Origin of the sequence: Allomuricauda sp. R78024 (assembly GCF_044596045.1) — a bacterium.
GTDB lineage: Bacteria > Bacteroidota > Bacteroidia > Flavobacteriales > Flavobacteriaceae > Flagellimonas.
Window position 1 is genome coordinate 3579978 of record NZ_CP138995.1, and the last position, 26751, is coordinate 3606728.

General features: G+C 38.1%; 22 protein-coding genes and 1 tRNA gene. 5 read left to right on the forward strand and 18 right to left on the reverse strand.

Features of this window, described 5'->3' with window-relative positions; all coding sequences use genetic code 11:
* Window positions 1-35: 35 nt before the first annotated feature.
* From SJY44_RS16200 to SJY44_RS16210, 3 genes are read left to right on the forward strand one after another with little or no spacing between them, the layout of a single operon-like run.
* A complete protein-coding gene (locus SJY44_RS16200; RefSeq protein WP_396590507.1) occupies window positions 36-473 on the forward strand; it encodes a hypothetical protein in 438 nt (145 codons plus the stop codon).
* Complete coding sequence (locus SJY44_RS16205; RefSeq protein WP_298930199.1) at window positions 466-1014, forward strand: YceI family protein; 549 nt, start codon at window positions 466-468, stop codon at window positions 1012-1014. The genes SJY44_RS16200 and SJY44_RS16205 overlap by 8 nt, the downstream gene beginning before the upstream one ends.
* Window positions 1015-1063: 49 nt before the next feature.
* Window positions 1064-1891 carry a DUF5777 family beta-barrel protein gene (locus SJY44_RS16210; RefSeq protein WP_298930201.1) on the forward strand — a complete coding sequence of 276 codons (828 nt, stop codon included), beginning with the start codon at window positions 1064-1066 and terminating at the stop codon, window positions 1889-1891.
* Window positions 1892-1955: 64 nt separating this feature from the next.
* On the opposite strand, the gene SJY44_RS16215 is transcribed toward SJY44_RS16210, so the two are convergent.
* The 15 genes from SJY44_RS16215 to SJY44_RS16285 form a co-directional block, all read right to left on the reverse strand.
* Entirely contained in the window at window positions 1956-3539 is a 1584-nt protein-coding gene (locus tag SJY44_RS16215) for an aldehyde dehydrogenase (NADP(+)) (RefSeq protein WP_396590508.1), read from the reverse strand.
* A gap of 57 nt (window positions 3540-3596) precedes the next feature.
* Window positions 3597-4862: an Nramp family divalent metal transporter gene (locus tag SJY44_RS16220; RefSeq protein WP_396590509.1), complete on the reverse strand. Its 1266-nt coding sequence runs from the start codon at window positions 4860-4862 to the stop codon at window positions 3597-3599.
* 47 nt (window positions 4863-4909) lie between these two features.
* On the reverse strand, window positions 4910-5578 hold the full coding sequence (locus SJY44_RS16225) for a bifunctional 4-hydroxy-2-oxoglutarate aldolase/2-dehydro-3-deoxy-phosphogluconate aldolase (protein WP_298930210.1): 669 nt from the start codon (window positions 5576-5578) through the stop codon (window positions 4910-4912).
* Between the two features lie 8 nt (window positions 5579-5586).
* Window positions 5587-6627 (reverse strand): PfkB family carbohydrate kinase, encoded by a 1041-nt coding sequence (locus SJY44_RS16230; RefSeq protein WP_396590510.1) that lies wholly within the window; start codon window positions 6625-6627, stop codon window positions 5587-5589.
* Between the two features lie 43 nt (window positions 6628-6670).
* A complete protein-coding gene (locus SJY44_RS16235) occupies window positions 6671-7426 on the reverse strand; it encodes an SDR family NAD(P)-dependent oxidoreductase (protein WP_396590511.1) in 756 nt (251 codons plus the stop codon).
* 1 nt (window position 7427) lies between these two features.
* Window positions 7428-8192, reverse strand: coding sequence for an SDR family NAD(P)-dependent oxidoreductase (locus SJY44_RS16240; protein ID WP_396590512.1), 765 nt, complete (start codon window positions 8190-8192; stop codon window positions 7428-7430).
* 42 nt (window positions 8193-8234) lie between these two features.
* Window positions 8235-9521, reverse strand: a complete 1287-nt coding sequence (locus SJY44_RS16245) for an MFS transporter (protein ID WP_396590513.1) — start codon at window positions 9519-9521, stop codon at window positions 8235-8237.
* 234 nt (window positions 9522-9755) lie between these two features.
* Entirely contained in the window at window positions 9756-10463 is a 708-nt protein-coding gene (locus SJY44_RS16250) for a FadR/GntR family transcriptional regulator (protein ID WP_396590514.1), read from the reverse strand.
* Between the two features lie 188 nt (window positions 10464-10651).
* Window positions 10652-11566: a polysaccharide lyase family 7 protein gene (locus tag SJY44_RS16255; RefSeq protein ID WP_396590515.1), complete on the reverse strand. Its 915-nt coding sequence runs from the start codon at window positions 11564-11566 to the stop codon at window positions 10652-10654.
* A gap of 49 nt (window positions 11567-11615) precedes the next feature.
* Window positions 11616-12533 (reverse strand): polysaccharide lyase family 7 protein, encoded by a 918-nt coding sequence (locus SJY44_RS16260; protein WP_299169331.1) that lies wholly within the window; start codon window positions 12531-12533, stop codon window positions 11616-11618.
* Between the two features lie 104 nt (window positions 12534-12637).
* Window positions 12638-14623 carry a PKD domain-containing protein gene (locus SJY44_RS16265; protein WP_396590516.1) on the reverse strand — a complete coding sequence of 662 codons (1986 nt, stop codon included), beginning with the start codon at window positions 14621-14623 and terminating at the stop codon, window positions 12638-12640.
* A 17-nt stretch (window positions 14624-14640) separates the two neighbouring features.
* A complete protein-coding gene (locus SJY44_RS16270) occupies window positions 14641-16104 on the reverse strand; it encodes a RagB/SusD family nutrient uptake outer membrane protein (protein WP_396590517.1) in 1464 nt (487 codons plus the stop codon).
* 17 nt (window positions 16105-16121) lie between these two features.
* Window positions 16122-19223, reverse strand: a complete 3102-nt coding sequence (locus SJY44_RS16275; protein WP_396590518.1) for a SusC/RagA family TonB-linked outer membrane protein — start codon at window positions 19221-19223, stop codon at window positions 16122-16124.
* Between the two features lie 419 nt (window positions 19224-19642).
* Complete coding sequence (locus SJY44_RS16280; RefSeq protein WP_298930244.1) at window positions 19643-19996, reverse strand: cupin domain-containing protein; 354 nt, start codon at window positions 19994-19996, stop codon at window positions 19643-19645.
* Between the two features lie 56 nt (window positions 19997-20052).
* Window positions 20053-22110 carry a polysaccharide lyase family 7 protein gene (locus SJY44_RS16285; RefSeq protein WP_396590519.1) on the reverse strand — a complete coding sequence of 686 codons (2058 nt, stop codon included), beginning with the start codon at window positions 22108-22110 and terminating at the stop codon, window positions 20053-20055.
* 246 nt (window positions 22111-22356) lie between these two features.
* Between SJY44_RS16285 and SJY44_RS16290 the strand changes: the two genes are divergently transcribed.
* Both SJY44_RS16290 and SJY44_RS16295 read left to right on the forward strand, forming a co-directional pair.
* Window positions 22357-23325: a sugar phosphate isomerase/epimerase family protein gene (locus tag SJY44_RS16290; protein WP_396590520.1), complete on the forward strand. Its 969-nt coding sequence runs from the start codon at window positions 22357-22359 to the stop codon at window positions 23323-23325.
* Window positions 23326-23340: 15 nt separating this feature from the next.
* Window positions 23341-24063, forward strand: a complete 723-nt coding sequence (locus SJY44_RS16295) for a ribonuclease activity regulator RraA (protein ID WP_396590521.1) — start codon at window positions 23341-23343, stop codon at window positions 24061-24063.
* Window positions 24064-24109: 46 nt separating this feature from the next.
* Here SJY44_RS16295 and SJY44_RS16300 read toward each other — a convergent pair.
* From SJY44_RS16300 to ftsZ, 3 genes are all read right to left on the reverse strand, one after another.
* A tRNA-Arg gene (locus SJY44_RS16300) sits at window positions 24110-24183 on the reverse strand.
* Between the two features lie 5 nt (window positions 24184-24188).
* Window positions 24189-24641 (reverse strand): GatB/YqeY domain-containing protein, encoded by a 453-nt coding sequence (locus SJY44_RS16305; RefSeq protein ID WP_396590522.1) that lies wholly within the window; start codon window positions 24639-24641, stop codon window positions 24189-24191.
* A 103-nt stretch (window positions 24642-24744) separates the two neighbouring features.
* Window positions 24745-26712 carry a cell division protein FtsZ gene (gene ftsZ, locus SJY44_RS16310; RefSeq protein ID WP_396590523.1) on the reverse strand — a complete coding sequence of 656 codons (1968 nt, stop codon included), beginning with the start codon at window positions 26710-26712 and terminating at the stop codon, window positions 24745-24747.
* Window positions 26713-26751: the final 39 nt, after the last annotated feature.

Sequence of the window (26751 nt, forward strand, 5' to 3'; positions counted from 1 at the left end):
AAAATAGGTTATCATTAATCTAGATACAGTAAGCAATGACTGTAAAAAAGAAAATCTTCATAACGTTTTTAGCATCCTTTTGTTTAGGCCTTGTCTACTATATTCTAGTAAAATTCAATGAAGAACCTAACCAAAACTCCATTACCGCAGAAACGGAGATAAGGATTAATTCAACAGATTTATTAGCTTCATTTATATCTGATGAAACACTCGCCAACAAAACTTTTGTCGAAAAAATAATAGAAGTTGAAGGTATCGTCAAAGAGGTTACTTTCTTTAATAATAGATATACTGTATTATTGCAAGGTGGTGAAGAGTATATGTGTATTATGTGCGATATGAAAGAAAATCAAATTGAACAAATAAAAAAACTCACCAAAGGAGACACAGTGATTCTTAAAGGAATATGTAAAGGTTTTTTGATGGACGCTATATTGCTGAACTGTGTATTGTTAAACCAAACCAATGAATAAACTAACCCTATTTGCCATAATTCTTGTTTCGCAGGTTTGTTTTGGACAAAAAGCAAATCGTGTAATTACAAAGCAAGGGCAAATAACTTTTTTTTCATATACTTCTGTTGAAGATATTGAAGCCAGCAACAATCAGGTTTTAAGCATAGTAGACTTATCCAGCAAAGAAGTGGCCATTAGTATGCTGATGCGCACATTTGTTTTTAGGAAAGCTCTAATGCAAGAACATTTTAATGAAAGCTATATTGAATCTGACATTTATCCCAAAGCTACTTTTGAGGGGGAAATACAGGATTTTGATACAAGTTTACCTCCTTTACAAACCAAATTGGTAAAGGGGAAAATAACAATTCATGGTGTTACCAAAGAAGTTGAGATAAAAACTCAGATTGAGTATATAAATAATGTCCTGGTTTTATCAGGAAATCTAAATCTGACCGTAGCAGATTTTAAGATTAAAATACCTCCCATTGTGGCAGGAAATATTGCAAAAACGATACAAGTAAAATTTAGATTTGAATATCAGCCTTATGAGAACTAAAATTTCCTTTGTTTTTCTTTTTTTGTGTTCGGCTATGCTTAACCTTCTAATGGCGCAAGATTTATTGCAGTCATTAGAAAAAGAGTTTCCAGACAGCAAACAATTTACAGAAGCCACTTTTAAAACTACCAGGATAGCGTTGGGTCATTCCATTGAAACAAGAAAAAAGGGAATCATGGAAATTTCTGCCAATTCAAGGTTTTGGAACATCCCTCAAAGGACTCAAGGTTTTTTAGCTGATAGAATCAGTACCAGGTTTGGTGCGTCTTATGCCTTTTCAGATAGGCTTACATTTGGCAGTGGCATTACCACGTTTGATGGGATTTTTGACACCTATTTTAAATACAAGCTTGTGCAGCAAGTTAGTAACGGCAAAGGCTCTCCTTTTACAATAACGCTTGCTCAAAATGCTAGTCTTAGAACAAACCCCAATAGAAGTATAAATGCAAGCAATGGTTTTTCTGATAAGTTATCCTTTACCTCCCAAGTTTTGATTGCAAGAAAATTTACGCGAAATTTTTCATTACAAGCTTCTCCAACCTTTATTCATAGAAATTCTTCCAGAAATATGGATGACCCTACTGATCATTTTGCTCTAGGCATTGGTGGTAGGTATAAAATAGGTGGTCATTTATCAATATCAACAGAATACTATTATTTGGCCAATCCATTAGAGTCTGTAAATACTTTTGACCCCTTTGCAATAGGTGTAAACTGGGAGTTAACAGATCTAATGCTTCAATTTCATCTTTCCAATGCGCCAAACATTGCAGAAGATGCCTTTATTACGCAAACTCGAAACAATTTTAATACGAGAGATGGCAATCTTTTCTTTGGATTTAATGCAATTTTTATACTGCATCTAAAGAAAAGATAAAGGTTTCAAAAATGGCTAATCACCGCGTGCTCTAATATGGAGTCAAAATATATTGACCCTAATTTCAATTAGGAAGTACATATTTCCCATTTTCCATTCTTAAAATGCTCAAAGGGTTTTCAGTTTTCAACTCATCTGGAAGCAGTGAATCTGGATAGTTTTGATAGCACATTGGTCTTGTAAACCTTGTTATTGCAGCAGTTCCCACAGATGTCATCCTTGCATCGGTGGTAGCCGGAAAAGGTCCCCCATGCACCATGCTATGGCACACCTCTACTCCGGTAGGAAATCCGTTAATCAGCAACCTGCCCACTTTACGTTCCAATACCTTCAACAAATCTGCATATTCATATAAATCTTCCTCGGTACCATGAACGGTAGCGGTAAGATGCCCATTTAAATTTTTGGCGATGTCCATGATTTCGTTTTTATCCTCTGTCCTCACCAAAAGTGTTGACGGTCCAAAAACTTCTTCTTCCAGTTCTTTATCGGATAAAAAATCACTTGCACATACGGAAAGAACCTCGGCGACACCTTGAGAATGTCCTTCAGTCTTTTTTCCTGTTGAAATGGATTCTACTTCTTTTTTTACTTTCAATTTTTCAAGTCCAAGGTTATACCCTTTTTGAATTGCTTCCGTAAGCATAGTAGCAGATTCCGAAACCTGAACGCTATTTTTTAGTACATCTTCAAAAACTTTACTCTCCTTTGTTTTTGGCAAAACAGTGATTCCCGGGTTTGTACAAAATTGACCTGCACCCAGTTGAACTGAATTTGACAAGCCTTCTGCCAAAGTTTGATGATTTTCCTTTAAAATACCTGGAAGTACAAAAACCGGGTTAACACTTCCCATTTCCGCATATACGGGTATCGGTTCTTCTCGCCTTGCAGCCTCATCAAATAAAGCCTTACCTCCTCTAAATGAACCTGTAAAACCAATAGCTTTTATTAACGGATTACGAACTATCGCTTGTCCAACTGCAATAGAAGCACCTTGAACCAATGAAAACACTCCATCTGGCATATCACATCGCTTTGCAGCTGAAACAATGGCTTTGCCAACCAATTCTGAAGTACCGGGATGCGCAGGATGCGCTTTTACAACGATGGTACAGCCTGCCGCTAAAGCTGATGCCGTATCACCACCGGCCACAGAAAAAGCCAATGGAAAATTGCTTGCTCCAAAAACTCCCACAGGGCCTAAGGCTATTTGCATTTGTCTAATATCTGATTTGGGAAATGGTTTTCTATTTAAATCAGCAGTATCTACCCTTGCATCTACCCAAGAGCCATCTCGTAAAACGGTCGCAAACAATTTTAGTTGACCTGTTGTTCTGCCCAATTCGCCTTTTAACCTACCAGCTGGCAATCCAGTTTCTTGGCCGCATAGGCCAACTAGTTCTTCTTCAATTTGAAGTAATTCTTCAGCAATCGTTTCTAAAAACAAAGCCTTTTCTTCTCCAGTCTTCTCTCGGTATTGGGTAAAAGCATTTTCCGCAAGCGTTATTGCTTGGTTTATCTCTTTAAGAGTTGCTTCATGGTAAGGAGTTTCTAATTGATTTCCTGTTCCTGGATTTTTTGCAAAAAAAACAGTTTCCCCTATGGATGAAAAATTGTATCCTAAAATATTTTTCCCACTTGTCTTCATAATATTTAAAGCAATAAGTTTAATTTTTTAAAAGTAATGCTTTAAATAAAATCAGTGCTAAAAGTAATTCAATAATGCTGATATACCGTTGTAAGAAATAAGACAGGCGAACATCAAAGAAAGTATTAAAATCATATTAATCCATTTGCTGGTACGATGCTCTTTCATTATTTTTTTATTGTTGATAAGAAGAAGAATCCCAATAATTACAAGCGGTAAGACAAACACATTAAATACTTGAGATACAATTTGCATCTCAATTGGATTGGCACCAAAAATGGGCACAATTAAGGCGAACAGACATGCAATGGCCGTAATTATCCTGAATTGTCGTGAATTGGTATCTAATTTTCCAGATTGATAATCTGCTAACAATATAGGCGCAATCAATAAACATGGAAAAATTGAAGAAAGTCCTGCACTTAGTGTTCCAAAGAAAAATAAGGTTAGCGCAAACTTCCCCGCTACGGGTTCTAAAGTTGAAACCATATCTAAAACATGGGTTACAGGTTTTCCTTGATGGAACAACGCTCCGCTTGCCACTGCCATGATAGACGCACTTATAACAAAGACCAAAACAGCTGCTAAAATCGCATCTTTTTTCTGTTGCCCTCTATTGGTCATATCCCAACCCTTCCCTTTTACAAAGAGCGGTCTGGACAAGAACGTAGCTGCCGCCATGGTAGTGCCAACAAAGGCGGCAACAAGCATTTTACCCCCTTTTACATCAGGAATTGAAGGAATCAATCCTTTAGCGACTTCTATTGGTAATGGATATACCATAAAAAGTGATATTAGAAAAGATAATCCCATAATGGAAACAAAAATCACTAATATCTTTTCAAAGAAGGTGTACTTTCCTATCAACAGCAAACCATACATTATCGCTATTACAACAATAGCAATCAACAGAACAATCTCATATTCTGATGCTCGAAGGTCTGGAAAATAAATAGCAAATATTTCAAAAATAATATTGGCACAAATACCTAAAATGCCCATAAGGGAATTCCATTGACCAAATGATATCCCTATAATAATGAGGATTGCTATAAGTTTACCTCCCTTAATGTGCCTTTTAAAACTATACAGCGCTGTTTCTCCAGAAATCAAGGCATAATTACCATATGCATACATTAATACACCAGAAAAAAAACAACTAAGCAGTAACACCCATAACAATTGCATACCATAGGTACTTCCTGCAACAATCATTGAAGTCACGCTTCCTGTGCCTATCGTATAGCCAATAGCAAAAATACCTGGCCCAAAACCCAATATCAGACCAAGTATTTTCTTTAATAGTGATTTTTTCACCTCCATATTAGATCATTAGGTAAAAACAGTGATGAAAAAATCTATGAACACAATTAAGCTCTTAACTTTTGTATTGTTGTCAAAGTACTTTTAACCAACTGCTCGAGGCCGTTAAAATCATTTTGCTCCAAAATCTCTTTTGAAATCAGTTTGGAACCCATTCCCACACAGGTCACTCCAGCATCAAACCATGCTTTTAGATTGGACTCTTCCGTGCTGACGCCTCCCGTAGGCATAATGCTGGTCCAAGGCTGTGGGCCTTTTATTGCTTTTACAAAACCGGGGCCATAGGTAGATCCAGGGAATAGTTTTACAACTTCACAGCCCAGCTCTTCTGCCCTATTGATCTCCGTCAACGAGCCACAGCCAGGCGACCATAGAACTTTTCTTCTGTTACAGGCCATGGCTATGTCTTCTCTTAAGGATGGGGTAACAATAAAATTCGCCCCCATCTGCATGTACATCGAAGCAGCGGCCGCATCCGTAATGGAGCCCACTCCCATAATCATCCCAGGGAGTTCTTTTATGATGAACTTGTTCAGTTCTGAAAATACTTCGAAAGCAAAGTCGCCTCTTGCCGTGAATTCCATGAGTCGCGCTCCGCCATCATAACATGCCCTTAATACTTTCTTGCCCAGTTCGATGTCTGGGTGATAAAACAAAGGAACCATGCCCGTTTCTTGCATCACCCTTACTACTTCTATTCTTGAATATTGTGCCATTGTCCTTATTATCTTGCTACTCTTCCTGATGCATCCCCGCTCATCAATTTTTCTACTTCTGAAACCGTTGCCAAGTTGGCATCGCCTTTTATGGTATGCTTTAAGCATGAGGCGGCCACAGCAAAGTTCAGTGCGTTTTGGTCATCTTCAGGGTATTTCAACAAGCCATATATCAATCCGCCCATAAAGGAATCTCCCCCTCCAACCCTGTCCACGATATGTGTGATCTGGTATTCTGGGGACTTGAACATGGTCTTTCCATCATAGAGTACCCCTGCCCATGTGTTATGGGAAGCTGAAATGGAACCCCTCAATGTCGTAATCACTTTTTTGGCCCTTGGGAACTTTTCCATCATCTGTTTGCAAACGGAGAGGAACGCTTCCGCTTTTACATGCTCTCCCTGGGTGGTAATGTCCAATCCTTCCGGTTTAATGCCAAAATGTTTCTCCGCATCTTCTTCATTGCCCAAAACGATATCACAATAAGAGGTCAGTTCTGTCATTATGGCTTCACGGTCTCCCCTGTATTTCCACAATTTGGCCCGGTAATTTAAATCTGTTGAAATGGTAACTCCCAACCTACTGGCTGCTTTCACTGCTTCCAAACAGGCATCTGCAGCTCCTTGGGAAATTGCCGGTGTTATCCCGGTCCAATGGAACCATTCCACATCTTCAAAAACATGCTCCCAATCAATCATTCCCTTTTCTATCTCCGCGATTGCAGAATGTGCCCTGTCGTAAACCACCTTGCTTCCCCTGCTCACAGCACCGGTCTCCAGAAAATAAATGCCCAATCGGTCTCCTCCGTATACGATCTTGTCCGTGCCAACGCCTCTCTTGCGCATTTCCATCAATGCACATTGTCCTATATCATTGTCCGGAAGACGCGTTACAAAATCAACAGGGACACCATAATTTGCAAGGGACACCGCCACATTCGACTCTCCCCCTCCATATACAACATCAAAACTGTTGGTCTGGGAAAACCTTAAAAATCCAGGAGGTGCCAATCGCAACATTATCTCTCCAAATGTTACTACTTTTTTCATCTAACTAATATATTTTATTTGATTGATTTTATTGTTGTAAAAGTTAACTAAAGGCTAATCCACCATTTATATCAATATTATTCCCAGTTACGAATGAAGCCTCATCTGAAGCTAAGTACGCCACCAAATCGGCAATTTCGTCAGCATTACCTTCTCTTCGTAGAGGTGTCCCGGCCGCAACTTTAACACGTATTTCATCTTTAGTAAAATCATCATGAAATTTCGTTGCTATTAAACCCGGACAAATTGCATTAACTCTAATTCCTTTAGGACCAAGTTCTTTTGACATAGCTCTAGTAAATGTGGTTACGGCACCTTTAGAAGAAGCGTATAATGAAGACCCACCACCACCACCATCTCTAGCGGCTTGCGAAGAAAGGTTAATAATTGAAGCTCCTTTACCCATTAAGGGTTCAAATACCTGGGTTACGAAAACGGTAGACTTAAAATTAACATTCATGACTAAGTCATAGAATGACTCATCTAGTTCTTGAAGGGTTTTACGTGCAAAAAGACCTCCTGCATTACTTACTAAAACATCTACTTTATTTCCAAAAGTTTCAACCACTTTTGTCTTTAAATTCTTAATATCATCTAATTTTGAGACATCCGCTTTGACAGCAATAGCTTCACCTCCAAAAGATTTTATAATATCTAATGTTTCATTAGCTCCGGCTTCAGAATTAAAGTAGTTTACAACTACTTTGGCACCTTCTTTTGCTAATTTAACAGATATTTCCCTACCTATGTCTCTAGCACCTCCAGTAACAACTGCTACTTTGTCTTTTAATCTACTCATTTTATATTCCTAAAGCTTGTCCACCGCCAATTTGGATAGTTTCTGCTGTTATGAAAGATGCATCCTTGCTTGCTAAGAAAGAAATAACGCCAGCTACATCTTCTGGTTGACCTAATCTTCCCAACATAATATTATTTGCCCAAGACGCAAAAACTTCGGGTTTCGTTGCTTTAATTTGAGCATGAAATGGAGTATCAATAGTACCTGGTGATACTGCGTTTGCCCTAATCCCATATTCCGCTAAATCTTTTGCCAATGCTCTAGTTATAGCATGAACACCTGCTTTAGAAGTTCCGTAAATTCCAGCTCCTGGTCCACCAGCGGTCCACCCTGCATTTGACGTATAGTTAATTATAGAAGGGTGTTCTCCTTTTTTAAGGAAAGGGATTGCAGCTCTTGAAGCAAAAAATACAGAATCAAGATTAAGTGCCATTACAAATCTGTAAAAATCTGTTGTCATTTCTTCAAACCTAGATCTTCCGCCCAATCCGCCAGCATTGTTAACCAGCACATCTATTTTTCCATATTTTTCACCAATTTTGGTGATGTTAGAAGTTACAGCTTCTTCGTTTGTAACATCAAAACCGTAGTATTCCGCTTTTATTCCTTGTGCTGTAAGTTCTTTCACTCTTTCTGCTCCTGCGTCATCTTCTATACCATTTAAAACTACGGTATATCCATCTTCACCTAATCTTTTTGCAACTTCGAAACCTATACCTCCTGTAGCCCCTGTAACAACGGCTATTTTCCCTTCGATTTTACTCATTTATTTTATTTTTAATTCTAAAATTTATTCTTGTTTTCTTTATTACAACTCTACTGTTTTTCTTACCGGTTCTATATTCTTGATCAAAGCGAAAATTGCAACAACCCCAAGTACAACCGAAACACAGATAGCAATAAATGCTGGCGTATAGGACTGGGTTGTAATTTGACCAACAAACCAATTCATAATCATTGGAGAAACGGCAGCGATTGTACCTGCCAGTCCAGCCAAAGTCCCAACTGAGGGTCCTCTAAACAAATCACTCGAAATCGTTTGGATATTACCGATTGCAAATTGAAACCCAAAAAGTGCCAATCCTGCAAAATAAATGAAGGTCATAAAATTGTTTTCCTTTACCAGTGTTATAATACAGACAAAGGCTATTAATATTAGTACTCCTCCTAAGGTTATTGTTATTTTTCTTGCTGCATCTACCGAAAGCTTCTTCATTAATTCTTTGGTAAACATCCCGCCAAGAATACTTCCAGCCGCAGCCATAAGATAAGATATCCACATGGTCGCTGCGATTTCTTCAATACTTAATCCGAATTTATCATTTAAGTAAATTGGCATCCATCCTGCAAAAAACCACCAGATTGGTTCTATAAAAAATCTACATAACAATACACCCCAAGATTGCTTATAACTTAATATTTTACCAACACTTAGACTTTTTACTTTGGCATCAATATTCTCTTCACCTTTATCTATTCTACTATCAAGGATTAAACTTCTTTCTTTCTCTGTCACCCAAGGATGCTTTTCTGGGGTTGATTTGTTTAAAAACAACCATGGTATTACCCATAGCATACCCACTGCTCCCAAAATTATGTAGGTGGTTTGCCACCCAAATTTTGTATATAAGAATACTATAATAAAAGGCGCGATAACGTTTCCAATAGAAGCTCCTGCATTAAAAATACCTTGTGCTATTGCTCGCTCTTTAACAGGAAACCATTCACCATTGCTTTTTACGGCACCTGGCCAATTACCTGCTTCTCCAAGACCTAACAGCCCTCTGAAAATAGAAAGCGTAATAATACCCCGAGCAAAGGCATGAAACGCCGAAGCAACTGACCAAACAATAATGGAAACTGTAAAGCCCAAACGTGTTCCAATGGTGTCGTATAACTTTCCGGATGCAAATTTTCCAATAGCATAACAAGCCATAAAAACATTTAGCATGATAGCATAGTCAGACTTATCCATTCCTAAATCTTCACCCATTTGAGGCCAGAGTAAGGCAAATGCTGTTCTATCAATATAATTGATAACAGTAGCTATAAATATCAAGCCTATTATCCACCATCTTAAGCCTTTAACTTTCATATTAGTTGGTTTTTATAGTCAATGGGATATTATAGAAATGTAATCAAGGAAAGTACCATTATTGATTTTCCTATTATACAGTCTCTCACAACATAAAACTTATAAAAACTAAAACCTGATGGATATGGTAAGCCGCATATTGGCAGGATCTATAATGTTCTTGTTAAGTTTTACTTCCCTCCTTTTTTTATAATTGAAGACAAAAGCGTGCAATTTCATCCTCTATCTTATTTTTTAATCTTTTATATTATAACAGTATTGGTATAAAATTTTAAAATGAACCTTCATTTTTTCTTTTGCCATCTTAGGATCTTGATTTTTTATTGCTTGATAAATATCCTCATGCTCCTGAATGCCTAAAAAAGATTGGTTATTATCACAAACATGATACTTTTCAAAATTGGTGATAATCTCTGGGGTTATAATCAACATAAAAGTATTCATGGTACTATTCTTACTGGCATTGGCAATGGCCAAGTGAAACAACAAATCCTCCTCTACTGCATCTTTCCCATCTAATACTTTTTGTCTATAAGCATCTAATGCTTGGCGCATTTTTTCAAGGTCTTCTTCTGTTCTTCTCAGGGCAGCCAATCTTACCGTTTTTAATTCGAGTAAAATTCGAGTTTCGACAAGGGATTTAAAATCTGGATCCTCCAATCTCAATATATCATCCAACATTCCACTCATGGCCACTCTTCCAATATTGGCGATAAAAGTACCGCTCTGTGGTCTTGATTTTAGGATGCCAAAAAACTCCAGTTTTTGAATAGCCTCTCTGACATTACTTCTGCTAACTTCAAACTTTTCTGACAACATCCTTTCAGATGGCAATTTGTCTCCAGGTTCTAAGTTTTTATAATTTATTAAATCCCTCAGTTTAGAGATAATACCTTTCTGTACCTCTTGATTTTCATTCTTTGTAAGTATCTCAACTCTCATATTCTTATATACACTCTAAAATTGGTTAACCAGATTGGTTTGTTAAATTTAAGCAAATTAGTTTAACCTATAAAGCATTCTTTTTATTCTTATTCACTTTAATTTCCAAGTCTGGATAAAAAACTATTGGCCAAAAATTTTAGCCAATAGTTTTTGGTATTCAACTAAACTAACTCAAAAAAATACTCTTAATGTTCAACCTCTAAATCATAATATTTTACCCGAGCATATGAACCTTCATCAGACGTTTGCAAATAATTTCCTGCCTTGAAATAGTTCTCAAAAACACCCCATTTTTTTATATCATCACTTTCATATACGACTGATTCTGTATCATTTAAAATCACCTCCATTCTTCCATCAGAAACCAAGACTTCCAATGAAAACGTATTGAACCCTACTTCTTCGTTAAAATTAAAACCTTCATCATCCGTCCAAGAATCAGTGCGTAAGATGTCTGTATTGGAAACATTTGGGTCTTTTAAAACCTTTGTCTTTACCCTTACTTCACCATTTTGCCAGTAAATCTTAAGCATTGGTGGCGCATTATTATCTTTTTGGCCAATTAAATCTCTTTGTTCATTTGTCAAACGACCATGAATCTGCATAATGATGGTTCTATGGTATTTGTCATCTGAATCTTTAGAAATATCATCCATTGCCAATGTACCTTTAAGCCTCCCTCCTTGGGAAAACGTCCAATTAACCGAATTGCTGCCAGGTTCCATCTGTTCTCTAAGTTCTGTTCTTGATCTAGAGGAATTTGCGGTAGTGGCTCCGGGATAAGTGTAGAAAACCAAAGCACCCTCGATAGAGTCATTATACATGAACGATTTTAGCTTTTCATTGGTAGCGTATTCCAATATTTCTGGAGGCTCCACCTCATCAGGGCGTCCTATTGGCAGCGTTACTTTCCAATTGCTCAAATCAATTTCCGGTAAGATAAAAGAAGTTTCTTCCGGATCTGGATCTGGAATATCTACTACATCGGTTGTGGGCTCATCAATAGATACTTCTTCTTTTTCTTCAGCAACTGAATTGTTATCCTGACATGAGCCAAGAATTAGCAAAAGACAAATAAGACTGGGTAGATTTTTAAACATTCGTAATTGGATTAAAACAGTCATTTTTTTATTTGTGGTTTTGAAACAGTTAATGTTCAACAGATAACTCGTAAACTTTCACGTTCGCAAATGCTCCTTCATCTCTTGTCTGGAAATAGTTACCAACCTTAAAGTAGTTTTCAAATATTCCCCATCGTTTTATACTTGCATTATCGTAAACAAAAAATTCACTGTTATTTAAGGAAACTACCATTTTACCGTCACTGACCTTAACTTCAATCGTAAATTTTCGAAAACCTACTTCTTGCTCAAAATTTTGGCCTTTATCATCTGTCCACGCTTCTTTGTGTAAAATTGCTTTCTGGTCTACACCTGCGTATTTTAGCAATTTAGTTTTTACACGGATTTTACCATTTTGCCAATAAATCTTTAAAATGGGTGGAGCATTATTATCTTTCTGTCCGATCAAATCTCGTTGTTCATTTGTTAGTCTACCATGTATTTGGGCAATAATGACCTTATGATACTTTCCGTTTTCAGCCCTTGAAACATCACCCATGGCCATTCTAGCTTTCAAAGTACCGCCTTGAGCAAATGTCCAATTTACTTTATCGTTACCAGGTTCCATTTGTTCCCTAAGTTCTGATCGCGAATATTTAGTATTGGCCGTGGTGGCATTGGTTGGATAGGCGTGAAAAACCAGCGCACCAGAAGTTGAGTCATTGTACATAAAAGGTGCTAAAACATCACTGTTTGCATAATCAAGAATTTTTGGCGGTGAAACACTTATTGCACCTCCTTTACCTTTACCCTCTGGAATAGTAACCTTCCAATGGCTTAAATCTATTTGAGGAAGTTTTACCTTCTTCTTTTTCTTCTTCTTATCGCGTTTTTCAATTTTACTATCCGATTCTGCAACGCTACTTTTCTTGTTTTGAGAAGTAGCACTAACAGTTAGAAATACCATTAAAAAAATTGCTAGGGATTTCTTTCGGAAAATTTTCATTTTATAAATCAATTATTAATTGTAATAGTTACTGATATATAACCACCCAGTCCCAATTTAAAGCCTGGGTGGTTTAATCCTATAATAGTTTGTCCTTCCCCTTATTAATCAGTGATTTCTATGTTATCAAAGAAGGCCTCGGCAGAACCATCTACAACATCTATGTTCCTGACATAAATAACTATCTCATTTGTAGATGCTGTGAATTGAAATGTACTGGTAGCATATGCATCACCATCCGTGGCGAAAATGTTCGGAATAGCAAAGTATGCATCAATGGCAGCATCAGAAGTAGAGGCATTAATACCTGTTTCATCTGCGATTTCTGTATTCAATATGAATACCTCGGAAGTAATACCTGCTGCAGTATGGCTTGCATCAATAGAGAACGTGTATGTTGAACCTTGCTGAACTGTTACCACTTGATACAAACGACGGCCTCTCTCATCTAATTTAGCTCCTCTAGTGCCATCATTTCCGTCACTGGTTGATCCAGCTTGCTCGCTATTATCACCGTATTCTGTGTCAAGCCAGCTATCCAATGGGCCATTATCCCAAAGGTCTGCGTAGGGACTGGTAATTTCCGCTCCATCACAATCGAGAATAGTCGCATTAGTTGTCATATCCCATGGGTCTGCGTTGTCACCAGTACTTTCCCCATTACATCCTGGTGTTGTACCGTAAAGGTCAAAATTTCCATTGATTACCTGCACAACAAAGCCTTGAGCCACTACAAGCTCTTCGGTCGCGGCGCTTATGTTTCCAGTAATACTTGTGGCCGTTAAAGTTACAGTGTAAATACCATCTTCCGCATAAGTATGTGAAGGATCCATTCCTGTAAATTGGAATCCATCGCCAAATTCCCATAATAGAGATACTGCATCCACTGAAGCATCCGTGAAAGTATACGTTCTGTAGTCCATTGCATCAACCTCGGAGGTGAAATCTGCAGTGACCGGTGCTTGTATATCTATGGTCTGACTTAAGGAAGTGGATAGATTTGTATCGCCTGTAGCCGTAAGTGTAACCGTATATTCAGCAGGATCCATATAAACATGGGTAGGAGATTCCTCTGTTGAAGTATTTCCATCGCCAAAATCCCACTCATAAGTTACGGCGCCAGTTGATGAGTTCGTAAATGTATATTCTAAAAAATTGATTTCACTTTGCGCAGAACTAAATCCTGCCGAAGGAGGCACAGCACCGGCAGCTCCAACCTCAATGGTGAAATCATCCAATCTAGTTTCAACATTGGCATCATTCCAAAAATAAATGGCGGCCATGTTATTAATTCCAGAATTAAATGACAACTTCTGTTGAACATATACTTCAGGATCTTCAGTATCATTTACTGTAACCGAAGCTATAATGCCAGCTTCTGCATCTGCAATACTGCCAATTGGCCCATGCTCCGTAACTCCCACAACAGCAATTATTGCCCAAGGATCGGTAGAATCATCTTTCATGGTATACCAGAATGTTATGTCATAATTTGTTTCTGGCTCTACCACAAATTCTTGATAACCCTGCCTTGCATTACTTGCTTCCAGTTTAGCAGCCTGATCTCCAAAGGTTACTGGACTGCCTGAAATACCAAAAATAGCTCTTTCATCACTCCAATCGGCTCTCCATGAGTCTCGTCCATCCCCGCCACCTTCTGGCAGCGTGTCATCTTCAAAACCTGCTTCTAGAATAATTGGTTGGAATGGACCTTCAACAACCATAACGTCAATGGTTATAGAACCCGTAATACCATTTGCATCACTTGCAGTTAATGATACCGAATAGGTACCCTCTCCACCTTCAAATGTAAATAAGGGATCCTCTTCGGTTGAAGTATTTCCACCTCCAAAATCCCATGCGAACGTAGAAGCTTCAGAGGAAAGGTTTGTGAATTTAATCGTTCTAAAATCATCTTGAATGGAAGCGTATGAAAAATTAGCTGCCGGAAATATAGTGTCCGCTTTGGAATTAGCGTCCGGCAAATCATCTCTAAAAAGGCTCTCATCACAACTAGAAACACTACTAGCCATAATTACACTCAAGAGTAATAATGTTGTTTTATGGAAAATATTTATTTTATTTTTCATAGTTCACGTATTTAATATTAATATCCTGGGTTTTGTGTTAAAAGACCATCGCTTATATTTATTTCTCTTGCTGGAATTGGTAGCAATAAGGCTCTGGAACTATAGACATATCCCATTTCGGCTGCGTGAGCTGTCAATATCTCATCCGCAACCCCAAATCTTAACAAATCAAACCAGCGCTGATTCTCAAATGCCAGTTCCACGCGTCTTTCAAGTAAAAGTTCATCTTTTGATATACTTGATATTAGGTTTGGAGCAGTATCTGGAAACGCTCTATCTCTTATTCTTTGGAAAGAAGTCAAAGCACCTGGAACACTTGTTGACGAACCTCCCGCCATAATAGCTTCAACATGCATTAACAGCACATCGGCAAAACGTAAGGCAATGTAATCGTTACCAGCGTTTCTAGCACTTGGACCGTAAGGATCAGGATCGGCATTCACATCAAATCCATCCGGGAAAAACTTTGCTACTTCATTTTCATCAGGTGCAAGTGTCCCATCAAAATCGGTAATGGAAGTTGCTGTTCTTATTCCCCCACTGGAACCAAATGCTATTCTAAGATTATCATTTACAATGTTTTGACCATCTTCTCTACCTGCACGAACAGCGGATGTAAATTCAGATGAAAAACTTTGACTTTCCTGAGCATTTCCTGATTCATATTGAATTGCAAAAATTATTTCATCATTCAATTCTGAATAAAATACGTCAGCATAATCACTTTCTAAATCAAACTCTCCACTATTAATAATAGCTTCACATAATTGTTGTGCACCTGTATAATTGGGACTTGCCTGAGTTAAGTACACCTTGGCCAGTAACGCCTGAGCGGCAGCTCTAGAAGCTCTTGATTTAAATGAGTTGTCTAAAACGTCAACGGCTTCCAACAAATCTTCAACAATTTGCGCATAAATCTGTGCTTCTGGTATTCTAGTAAAAAGAGCTTCTTTATCTATAGGTCCGACTACTTCGGTTACCAAGGGGACATCGCTAAACAACCTAACCAATTTAAAGTACGCATAGGCTCTTAAGAATTTGGCTTCTGCCGTATAACTTGCTTGATTACTTGCGTCTGCAACATCAATAAAATTCAAGATATTATTGGCTCTAAAAATCACCTCATACATGGAAGCATAATAATCTTCAGATTCTACATTGTTAGCATTTACCACATATCTATGAAAATCAGATTTTGAACCTTCAAGTGTGGCATTTCTAGTGTTATCGGTACGATGCTCCGTTAAAAGATGTTCAAATTGTATCCCTCTGTTCGCATTACCAATATTTGTTACGGTATTTTCATTGACCCCTTGAACGGCATCATAGATTCCAATAACTCCAGCTAATACATCTGCATCGGACTGAAAAAATGCATCTACCGCAACTGAGGTATCTGGTAATGGGTTCAAAAACTCATCACTACAGGAAGTGAGAACAAATCCTGTGATGGCTAAGATTAAATATTTTATATGTTTCATAGTTTATTTTTTAGTAATTAAAAATCAATGTTCAACCCTAATGTCATGGTTCTGAATATCGGTGTTCCTGCTCTTTGGGAGCCATAGGCTCTTGGATTACCATTATCATCATGTTCTGGATTGAAACCGTGATAATCATCAGCAGTGATATAAATCAGATTCTGACCGGTGACATAAATTCTTAAAGCGCTTAAACCGAATTTGGATAGTACATCATCTGAAAAATTATAACCAAGGTTTACATTACGTAGCGAAAAGTAATCTGCACTTGCAATAACTTCACTTGTCAATACTTTTTCTTGAATGAAAGATGGATGTGGAACAAGGCCATCGGCTACTGCTTGTAATTCGCCACCACTTCTGGTCCTATTTCCAAACCAATTATAGAAGTATTGATCTCCAATGTTATTTACTTGGGCCCCTAGGCTTCCTTGAACCTGAAATGATAAATCGAAGGCGCCTAATTGAAAATCATTGGTAAAACTGTACAACAAATCTGGATAAGGGTCTCCTAAAATAGTTTTGTCCTCTTCAGTAATAATTCCGTCACCATTAAGGTCTTTAACGATGGTGTCATCAGCTTGGCCGTTAATTCGATTCCATGGATTGTCGACATATGTTGTTCTAAACTGGGTATCATCATATACATCAGTATCTACAACATAACCCCAATAAGATGATATTGGCTCGCCTATTCGATTGATCCATTGAGAATTTCTACCGTAGGTATCCTCTATAAGTGCATTGTTCGAATCGCCAAAACTCAACAATTCATTTTGGTTGGTAGAAGCAATTAAAGTAGAGCTCCATCGAAACTTCTCGTTAACAATATTTCTCGTTCTAAGTTCAAGCTCCAACCCTCGGTTTTGTACTTCTCCCAAATTCACGATACCATTATTAAAACCTGTGATATATGAAACCGGATTATTTAATAGTAATTCGTCACTATTTCTTTGGTAATAATCTATGGAACCGGAAATTCTATTGTTTAAAAAACCGTAATCCAATCCAACTGTGAATTCTTCAGAAGCTTCCCATTGTAACAATGCATTTGCAATATTAAGTGGCGAAACACCCGGAGCTACACTACCATCAACAATGGCGTTGGAATTTTGCAACAAGGCCAAGTATGGCCAAGTATTTACAGTTTGGTCTCCTACATTAAAATTCTCTGAACCAGTAAGACCATAACTGGCCCTAAGCTTTAAATTGGTGACAAGGTCGCTGTTAATTAAGAAGTCTTCCTTGGCTACATTCCAACCTGCGGATACGGCGGGGAAATTACCATATTTGGAATTTATACCAAAAACAGAACTACCATCACGTCTAAAAGAGGCATTAAATAAGTACTTGTCCTTGTAGGCGTAATTAACCCTGGCAAAGTAGCCCACCTTTCTAAGTTCGGTATTGACCTCTGAAAAACTTGCGATTGCCGTTGCTCCTTGTAGGTTTTTAAGTAAATCATTGGAATATCCATTACCTGTAGTAATACTTTCTTCGGATTTCCGTTGCTGCACTGTCATCCCCGCAAGAAAACCAAGATCGTGATCACCAAATGTTTTGCTGTAGTTCAGCGTATTATCGGAAATCAGTCTTGTACGGAATCTGTTCTGTAAATTATATTGAGCTCTGCTGTTACCAGCGGCATGGTGCTTTGTGCCATCCCATCTTCTTCGTGTTCTTTGCTCTAAAGTTATCCCTAAAGATGTTTTTGCTGTAAGTCCATCCAAAATTTCGTAGCTGAAATATGTGGAACCAAATAACTTGGTGTTATCCTCGAAATGTTCACGTTCAACGTATTGGGCGAATGGATTTGAATCACCTGAAGTACGAGGTCTTTCCGTATTGCCATCATTGTCATAATCTCTGTTTTCCAAATGGTTTTCAAAGAAATAATCTCCAACACCTACATCTGGATAATTGCTTCTATTTATAAATTCAAGCGTTTCCTCAGTATGATAGATAGGCAACCATGGTGACTGACGTGTTGGGTTATGTATTGATGTTGGTAACCTTCTTTGCTCTGTGAAAGATGGTGAAGCTCTAAGCCCAAATCTTAATTTGTCAGTCAATTTTGTATCCAATTTCAAATTTACGATGTATGATGTATAGTCATCTGTGATAACAACACCCTCATCATGTAGTGACCTTAAAGATGCACTGAACTTGGTATTTTCAGAACCTCCTCTTGCGGAAAAAGAATGACTTATAACGTTTCCTCCATCAAAGAAAACATCTTGCCAATCTCTGTCAATTCCAGTAATCCTAACAAGATCCTGCGCGTATAAGGTTTCGCCAGAAAGTGTACCGGTAGCGGCTTGCTCTATTCTTGACCAATCTGCAACACTCTTCCTATAATCATCACTTCCATGAGCTTCCTTAAAACCTAAGTAGGTTTGATAGCTGAATTGTGTTTTACCAGCCTTACCAGTTTTTGTGGTAATAAGGATAACACCGTTAGAGCCTTCACTACCGTAAATAGCCGCCGATGCTGCATCCTTTAATACTTCGAACGATTCCACATCGTTCATATCAATATTTGCCAAAAATTCAGAGCTTACAACTATTCCATCGACCACTAATGCAGGGCCAGAGTCCGCAGTTATCGATCCAAAACCACGAATGGTAATTGTAGGAGCGCCACCTGCTTCCGCATTGGTTGCTTGAATATTGACCCCGGATACTTGACCAATAAGGGCTTCATCTACCCTTGACACCGCAATTTGGTCCAAATCATCATTAACTACTTTGGAAATAGAACCGGTTAATGTCGATTTCCTCTGCGTACCATAACCAATAACGACAACCTCATCAAGTTGGCTGGTATCTTCTTGTAGCGTTATGTTTATTGATGCTTGCCCACTAATAATAATAGTTTGCGTAGCATAACCAATATATGAAAACTGTAATACGTCTCCATCGGAAACCTGGATGGAGTAATTACCGTCAAAATCGGTTTGAGTTCCTCTTGTTGTATTTAAAACAACAACATTCGCTCCAGGGATTGGAACGCTGTTTGCATCAGTAACTGTGCCCGCAAGACTGTAGTTCTCCTGGGCAAACAATTGAATATTGGACAGCAATATTGCAATTAATAATAGTTTAGTTTTTAAATTCATTTGTTTAGTTAGTTTCAATAATTCGTGTCAATTAACATTACAATTCCATCCCTTTAGCGTAGCTGTGATGGCATCTCACTTTCACTGTTAAAACACGTTTAGCCAATAAATTAAATTTCCTTAATTTTGACCTATGCATTTTTTAAGTAAAGTGTATCAGTTTAAGTATTACTTCCCTCCAAAGAAGTGATATCATTTAAAGGATAGGCGTGCACCTATCCTTTTTTTTATTGCGTTACATTTTCATAATAGTGTTACTTTAATTGGTATTCCAAACTGGTCAACCAAATTGGTTTACCAAATATATGTTATATAAAGGTTAAAAAAAAACCTATTTAAGATTAAAATGTTAAAATTTTAAGGTATTATTCAATTCAAGCTTAGTAAAACATCAAGAATTGATTTATAGATGCCTTTTTTTATCGGTTTAGCATAAAGTCTTCCCGTATTGGGCTAAATACATCTATTAAAACTCCGCTTTTTTTACAGATTGCTCCGTGCATGGCGTGTGGAGGGATGTAGAAAGAATCGCCACCTTTCAAGGTTTGTGTATTACCATCTATAGTGACATCAAAACTTCCACTTTCAATGTAGGTTACCTGAGAATGGTAATGTTCGTGCATTTGACCAACGGCCCCTACTTCAAAATGAACCTTTACCAACATAATCTTATCGTCATAGCCCATAATTTTACGTTTTAGGCCTTCGCCCACGACCTCCCAGTCAAGGTCTTCTCCTTTTATGAATTCTTTACTTGCTCCGAATGTTTTCATATAATAGTGTTCTTATAAAATTCAAAATGTAATTCTCTCAATTGTGTTATTTCGATTTAGTTTGGTGGAATGCCAGGACCCACGGTTCCTTCTCTAAACCATACTTCCGTATAACAACCATTCTCATATTGTTTGGCAATATCACCTCCATAGGTCTCCGCCCCAGCGCACCAAACCCTGTTGGTTTGAGGATCTTTTCCATTGGTTTGGTTATAAGCTCCTTGTTTGAAATAACCTAACTCACCTTTATAGGCAGTTGCCCGTTCTGTTCCATCTTGCCCAATAGGCACAAAGAGTCGCTTCACCTGTTCTGGAAGATCGGATGGATTGACATAATCCGATACAATAAGATTTTTTGTAAATGTTTTTGTTTCGTGGTTATCACTTTTGAAAGTCAGATACATGATGCCTTCATATACATTTACCTCGTAGCTAAACTCTTCTCCCAATTCAATACCATCCGATGGCTCCTCTGGATAGTCATTTTTATCTTTTCCAATAACGGACATATCATGACCCCATACCGCGCTTGAGAAATCCCATCTTTTAGAATTATCGTCACCTGCTGTGTTTATCTCATAATTCCAAAAGACGGAGCCTTTTGTATGGCCAGGGAATTTTTTGTAAAATATTTTTAGGGGTTCATTTTCATGGCCTTCACCACCATGAATTTGCCCAACAACCACAGAGTAAGAAGCTGCAACCGTTGCATCACCTGAAACAGAGACCTGCATAACCTTGCATGTACCTGTCAGATTACCTCCTTCTTCAGGTGTCCATTCTCTTTTTTCATGCAACTCGGTTCTTGTATTACTGGAGTTTTTTGAGGTAACACCTGAATTTGGTGTTTTGTAGACCACCCATCTCCGGGTACCATCAATTGCAGTGTAGAAAAAATCCTTGTGTTCGAAATCGATAAGGTCTTCCACATGCGTTCCATCCCCCATCAGAATTTTAAACTTGTCCATAAAAGGAATTACCTCACTGGGGTATACCGATTTTGCACTTAGGCCATCATTTGCTTCAAAATACCCCGCATTGGATATGGCATCTTCCGGAATAGTGATACTTGCGGATTTAAACCAGACTTCAGCGTAATTTTCGCTTTCATATTGTTTTTGCAAATCGCCACCATAGGTTTCCGCTCCGGAACACCATACCTTATTTACCTTAGGGTCTTTTCCGTTTGTTTGATTATAACACCCCAGCTTAAAAAAGAGTCCTTCATTAGCGTATGCATTTTTACGTTCTATACCATCTTGCCCTATGGGCACAAACAAATTTTGAACCTGTTGAGGGATGTCCTCCCGTTTCGAATACTCGGAAGTTATCAAGTTCTTAGTGAATGTTTTAGTCTCATGCCCTTCACTGGTGAACGTTAGGTTCATGATGCCACCCTTAATTTCCACTTCATAGCTGAACTCTTCACCCAAAGCTATTCCATCTTCTGGCTCCGGAGGATGCGTGTTTTCATCTATTCCAACCATGGAGAAGTTATAGCCCCAAATAGGATATGAATAATCCCATCGTTTAGAATTATCATCCCCTGCTGTATTGATTTCATAATTCCAAAAAACAGAGCCTTTAGTATGACCTGGAAATTTTTTGTAAAATATTTTTAATGGTTCATTTTCATGACCATCCGCACTATGAATCTGACCAACAACAACAGAATACGTTGCTGCAACACGGGAATCCCCAGTAGTGGCCACATTCATTACTTTAAGGGTTGCCTTCATATTGGCTTCAGTTTTTGGCAACCACTTTTTTAATTGAGCAAGTTCGGTTCTGGTATTGTTTGAAGTCCCATGTGTATTGCCAGCATTAGGTGATTTAAATACTACCCAATCCGCCTTGTCGTCACCTGTGGCATAAAAGAAATTCTTATTCTCAAAGTGTGTCGCCTGACCCACGTTGGAACCATCGCCCAAAATTAAATTCCAATGTTGGAAAAAGGGTATGATGTCGTTTGCATTCATCACCATTGCTGATTTCTCAATCTGCTTTGCCAAGCTTTGCCTTTTGTCAATATTTCTGCAACTACTCAGTAGCAAGACAGCACTCGCCATTAATGAATAACAGCCAAAAGTTGATTTAGTTATTTGAAAGCTCATGATATTTCTTTTATATGGTACAATTAAAGTTGTTACAATATCCAGTTTAGCTTTTCAACATCCAATTACTTCTTCAAGGTAGAAATGAGGCTGCTAAGAATCAAAATAAAGCCACATTATTATTTAAAGAATACTGAATATCAATAATTGGTTAACCAGATTGGTTGACCAAAAATACATATATTTGCAAGACTTCCAAATTTTTAACACAAATTCTATGGACAAAACACAAATCAGCATTTGATTATGAAAAAAGATGAAAAAGGTATTTCGAGAAGAAACTTTACAAAATTGTCGACCACTGCATTAGGAAGTATTCCAATTATGGGCTTTAGCAATACGCTATTAAATACGTTCCCAAATCAGAAAGATGATATCAGAGTAAATTTGTTCTCCAAACATTTACAATTTCTTGATTACAATGAGATGTCGGAAGCTGCGGCAGAAATTGGTTTTGATAGTTTGGATTTGACGGTTAGACCAAAAGGGCATGTGCTACCTGAAAAAGCAGTTGATGATTTGCCCAAAGCGGTGGAGGCGATGAAAAAATTCGGAATCAACCCAAGTATGATGACCACAAATATCTGGGATGCCAACAATTTAGGACAGCGTACCGTTTTAGAAACTGCAAGTAAGTCTGGTTTCACACATTATCGAACGGGTTGGTTAAAGTACCCCGAAGACCAAAGCATTGCTGAAAGTCAGGCATTATATGGGCAACAAGCCAAGAAATTAGAAGCACAAAATAGTGACCTGGGACTGATTGGTTGCTATCAAAATCACGCGGGTAATCACGTAGGAGCGCCTATCTGGGACCTTCCTCCTATTTTAAAGGCAACCAATAACGAACATTTTGGTATCCAATATGATATTCGACATGCGGTCGTTGAAGGCGGAAGCAGTTGGGAGCTTGGTTTAAGACATATCAATACATTTATAAAATCCATAGTCATCAAAGACTTTAAATGGGGAAAAGAAAATGGTAAATGGAAACCCATAAACACTCCATTGGGAAAAGGGATGGTTGATTTTGACCGCTATTTTTCACTTCTTAAAAAATATCAAATCAATGTACCGATTTCGCTGCATTTGGAATATGATTTGGGGGGAGCGGAGCATGGAGCCTCCAAGATAACCATCGCCCAAAAAGAGGTCTTTCATCAAATGAAAAAAGACTTGACCTTTCTGAAGGAAACTTGGAAAAATGCAGAATAATTATAATTGAATAAAATGAATGACAATTCAATCTCCATAAAAGAAAAACTAAAACAGGTAAGTACGGCGACGATTGCAACTTGCCTTTTTAAAAAGGGACTGAAAAATCAGTTTATCCAAGATGTAAGTCCTCTCAAAAAAGGAAAACCAACCATGGTAGGTGAAGCCTTTACCTTAAGATATATTCCCGCTCGGGAAGACTTAAACCCTATAACGGTATTCAAAGACCCAAAACATTTACAACGAGTAGCTGTTGAAAAATGCCCAAAAGGGGCTGTGCTTGTCATTGATAGCAGAAAAGACGCTCGAGCCGCTTCCGCAGGTTCAATATTAGCCACTCGATTGATGAAACGCGGTGTCTCAGGATTGGTCACCGATGGCGGATTTCGGGATTCCGCTGAAATAGCGGATTTGGACTTTCCAACATATCATAATAGACCTTCGGCACCTACCAATCTTACATTGCACCAAGCTATTGCCATTAACGAACCTATCGGTTGTGGAGATGTGGCGGTTTTTCCAGGAGACTTTATGGTTGGTGATAATGATGGTGTTATGGTCATACCTCAACATCTGGCTGCTGATGTAGCGGACGAATGCTTAGAAATGACTTTGTATGAAGAATTTGTAATTGAGAAAGTTGGTGAAGGTGCATCTGTGATTGGGCTTTACCCTTTAACCAACAATACACTCAAAACTGAGTTTGAAACTTGGAAACTCTTAAACAAAAAAGTCTGAAAATCATAGATCTTCAGACTTTTTAGAATCAAATAAGAGCTTTTTGTGACCACGGTAGGATTCAAACCTACGACCGCTGGAGCCGAAATCCAGTGCTCTATTCAGCTGAGCTACGTGGCCCTATTTTATGAGCTTAATTTTGCCTTAACAATGCTCGAAATGGCTTTTCCATCTGCTTGTCCAGCCAATTCTTTGGAAACAATCCCCATAACCTTTCCCATATCTTGCATACCTGATGCGCTTATGGAATCAATGGTCATGACCACCACTTTTTCTATTTCTTCTTCTGTTAGTTGTTCTGGTAAAAACTTTTCAATTATGGCCACTTGTGCCAACTCAGGAGCTGCCAAATCTTCTCTTCCTTGTTCCGTAAAAATTGCAGCACTGTCCTTACGTTGTTTTACCAGTTTTTGAACAAGTTTTATTTCATCTTCTTCAGAAAGTTCTCCTCCACTACCTTTATCGGTGTTGGCCAACAAAATTGCAGATTTAATCGCTCGCAATGATTCCAATGCAACAGTATCTTTTGCTTTCATTGCTGTTTTCATCTCTATCATTACCTGATCTTGCAAACTCATTTTATCTCTATTTTGGGGAGCGAAGATAAAAAAATAAACCCGAAAGTCTCTTAACCAACGGGTTTATGCTTTCCATCTAAAATGGATTTCAATTTAAACACTACTAATCAACATTATCATGCAAAAAAGAGTTGTTGGAACGTAATTGTAAATCGTCATTACTATCCTCGCTCAGTGTTGTCCTAGAGACCTTTTGCTCTTGGGGAGTATCATCTAAATCCACACCCTGTCTCTTATAAGCAGGCTGCTTTTCAATCTCATCTATACTATTCCTATTGTTCTGGAATTTGTAATTGAAATTCTTTAATTTTTTTCTACGTTCGTCTGCACGGTCTTTTAATAGATCATTTATGGAACTATTAAAAGGATCTACATTTCCCGAAGCATTTTCCCCACCTGTAGAAGCTTCTGTTTTTATGGTCTTTTTCTCAAACACCAATTCATCTTCAACCAATTTGGGCTCATGGGTTTCCGCCACAGATCTAGCACCTGTCAATTGGGTTTCCAACTCCATGTACTCTTCTAAATTGTAACGGGTCTCTCCTTCTTTTTTATACTCCAGCACTGGCTTTACCTCTACATATTCATTTACATCAATATCTTTTAAGCCATCATCTAAATTGAATGTAATGGTATGTTCCTTTTCTTCTTCTACCTCTGTTTCTTCAGTCCTGTTTAATGGCATATCAAAAGTCAATGCAAATTGATCTTCCGCAGCCTTTGCCGAAATAACTTCTGGATCAATTACCTCAATATCATTAAGTATGCTCTTTGCCTCTATAATTACAAAGTCTTCTTCAACACTTTCAGGAACGACTTCCTCATAGAAAACATTAAAGTTTCGGATGTAATTTGTTGTTGGAATAAGCTCTATTTCTTCTGCTTTTGGCTGTACTTCTTCCACTTTTTCCTCCTCTTCCATTTCCAGCGTATGTTTAACTATCACTGGTTCCATCTCCATTGGTGCTTCAATTTTAATTTCTTGAATTGTAGTAGTATCAGGAGTTAGCTCCTGCTCTGCAATTTGCTCATCTTCAAGGGTATAAAAAACCTTTTTGGTTTCTGTATTTACAATATCATCTTGCTGATCAATGTTAAATCCCGTGGCTATAACAGTTACCGCAATGGCGTCTCCCAAGTTTTCATCTTCTCCAACACCCATAATAATGTTTGCGCCGTGTCCCGCTTCAATCTGGATATAGTCATTGATTTCCCCTATTTCATCAATGGTGATTTCTTGTGAACCAGAAACAATAAGTAACAATACGTTTTTGGCTCCATTTATTTTGTTATCGTTCAATAACGGTGAATCCAATGCTTTCATTATGGCTTCCCCTGCCCTAGCAGAACCAGAGGCTGTAGATGAGCCCATTATAGCGGTGCCACTATTGGAAAGCACTGTTTTAGCATCCCTAAGGTCAATATTCTGTGTATAGTGATGTGTAATTACCTCCGCAATTCCCTTTGCTGCGGTTGCCAAAACTTCATCTGCCTTTGAAAAGCCTGCCTTGAAACCAAGATTGCCATAAACTTCTCGTAATTTGTTATTGTTGATTACAATTAACGAATCTACGTTAGAACGCAATTTTTCAATACCGGCTTGCGCCTGTTTGTTACGCATAGCCCCTTCAAACTGAAAAGGTATGGTAACAATACCCACTGTAAGAACATCCATCTCTCTAGCCACTTTGGCAATAATTGGAGCGGCACCTGTTCCTGTACCACCACCCATACCAGCGGTAATAAAAACCATCTTTGTGGTATGCTCCAGCAATGTCTTTAAATCTTCCATGCTCTCCAATGCTGCTTGCTCACCAACATCTGGATTGGCACCAGCGCCAAGTCCTTCTGTTAAGGATACGCCCAATTGAATCTTATTTGGAACTGTACTATTTTGTAAAGCTTGGGCATCTGTATTGCAGATTACAAAATCCACTCCATTGATACCAGCCTGGAACATGTGATTGATGGCATTGCTACCTCCACCACCTACGCCAATTACTTTTATTACGTTGCTTTTGTTCTTGGGAAGATCAAAACCTATGTTATCAAATTCGGTGCTTTTACTCATGATAGTTTATTGTTACTTATTAGGGTATGCTCTCTAGGG

Excerpts from the sequence above, each read along its gene's own strand:
- SJY44_RS16230 (WP_396590510.1), bottom strand. The coding sequence starts at position 6,627 with ATGAAAAAAGTAGTAACATTTGGAGAGATAATGTTGCGATTGGCACCT.
- SJY44_RS16235 (WP_396590511.1), bottom strand. The coding sequence starts at position 7,426 with ATGAGTAGATTAAAAGACAAAGTAGCAGTTGTTACTGGAGGTGCTAGA.
- SJY44_RS16205 (WP_298930199.1), top strand. The coding sequence starts at position 466 with ATGAATAAACTAACCCTATTTGCCATAATTCTTGTTTCGCAGGTTTGT.
- SJY44_RS16295 (WP_396590521.1), top strand. The coding sequence starts at position 23,341 with ATGAATGACAATTCAATCTCCATAAAAGAAAAACTAAAACAGGTAAGT.
- SJY44_RS16305 (WP_396590522.1), bottom strand. The coding sequence starts at position 24,641 with ATGAGTTTGCAAGATCAGGTAATGATAGAGATGAAAACAGCAATGAAA.
- SJY44_RS16280 (WP_298930244.1), bottom strand. The coding sequence starts at position 19,996 with ATGAAAACATTCGGAGCAAGTAAAGAATTCATAAAAGGAGAAGACCTT.
- ftsZ (WP_396590523.1), bottom strand. The coding sequence starts at position 26,712 with ATGAGTAAAAGCACCGAATTTGATAACATAGGTTTTGATCTTCCCAAG.
- SJY44_RS16210 (WP_298930201.1), top strand. The coding sequence starts at position 1,064 with ATGGCGCAAGATTTATTGCAGTCATTAGAAAAAGAGTTTCCAGACAGC.
- SJY44_RS16265 (WP_396590516.1), bottom strand. The coding sequence starts at position 14,623 with ATGAAAAATAAAATAAATATTTTCCATAAAACAACATTATTACTCTTG.
- SJY44_RS16290 (WP_396590520.1), top strand. The coding sequence starts at position 22,357 with ATGAAAAAAGATGAAAAAGGTATTTCGAGAAGAAACTTTACAAAATTG.
- SJY44_RS16275 (WP_396590518.1), bottom strand. The coding sequence starts at position 19,223 with ATGAATTTAAAAACTAAACTATTATTAATTGCAATATTGCTGTCCAAT.
- SJY44_RS16200 (WP_396590507.1), top strand. The coding sequence starts at position 36 with ATGACTGTAAAAAAGAAAATCTTCATAACGTTTTTAGCATCCTTTTGT.
- SJY44_RS16215 (WP_396590508.1), bottom strand. The coding sequence starts at position 3,539 with ATGAAGACAAGTGGGAAAAATATTTTAGGATACAATTTTTCATCCATA.
- SJY44_RS16220 (WP_396590509.1), bottom strand. The coding sequence starts at position 4,862 with ATGGAGGTGAAAAAATCACTATTAAAGAAAATACTTGGTCTGATATTG.
- SJY44_RS16260 (WP_299169331.1), bottom strand. The coding sequence starts at position 12,533 with ATGAAAATTTTCCGAAAGAAATCCCTAGCAATTTTTTTAATGGTATTT.
- SJY44_RS16255 (WP_396590515.1), bottom strand. The coding sequence starts at position 11,566 with ATGTTTAAAAATCTACCCAGTCTTATTTGTCTTTTGCTAATTCTTGGC.
- SJY44_RS16285 (WP_396590519.1), bottom strand. The coding sequence starts at position 22,110 with ATGAGCTTTCAAATAACTAAATCAACTTTTGGCTGTTATTCATTAATG.
- SJY44_RS16240 (WP_396590512.1), bottom strand. The coding sequence starts at position 8,192 with ATGAGTAAAATCGAAGGGAAAATAGCCGTTGTTACAGGGGCTACAGGA.
- SJY44_RS16270 (WP_396590517.1), bottom strand. The coding sequence starts at position 16,104 with ATGAAACATATAAAATATTTAATCTTAGCCATCACAGGATTTGTTCTC.
- SJY44_RS16225 (WP_298930210.1), bottom strand. The coding sequence starts at position 5,578 with ATGGCACAATATTCAAGAATAGAAGTAGTAAGGGTGATGCAAGAAACG.
- SJY44_RS16250 (WP_396590514.1), bottom strand. The coding sequence starts at position 10,463 with ATGAGAGTTGAGATACTTACAAAGAATGAAAATCAAGAGGTACAGAAA.
- SJY44_RS16245 (WP_396590513.1), bottom strand. The coding sequence starts at position 9,521 with ATGAAAGTTAAAGGCTTAAGATGGTGGATAATAGGCTTGATATTTATA.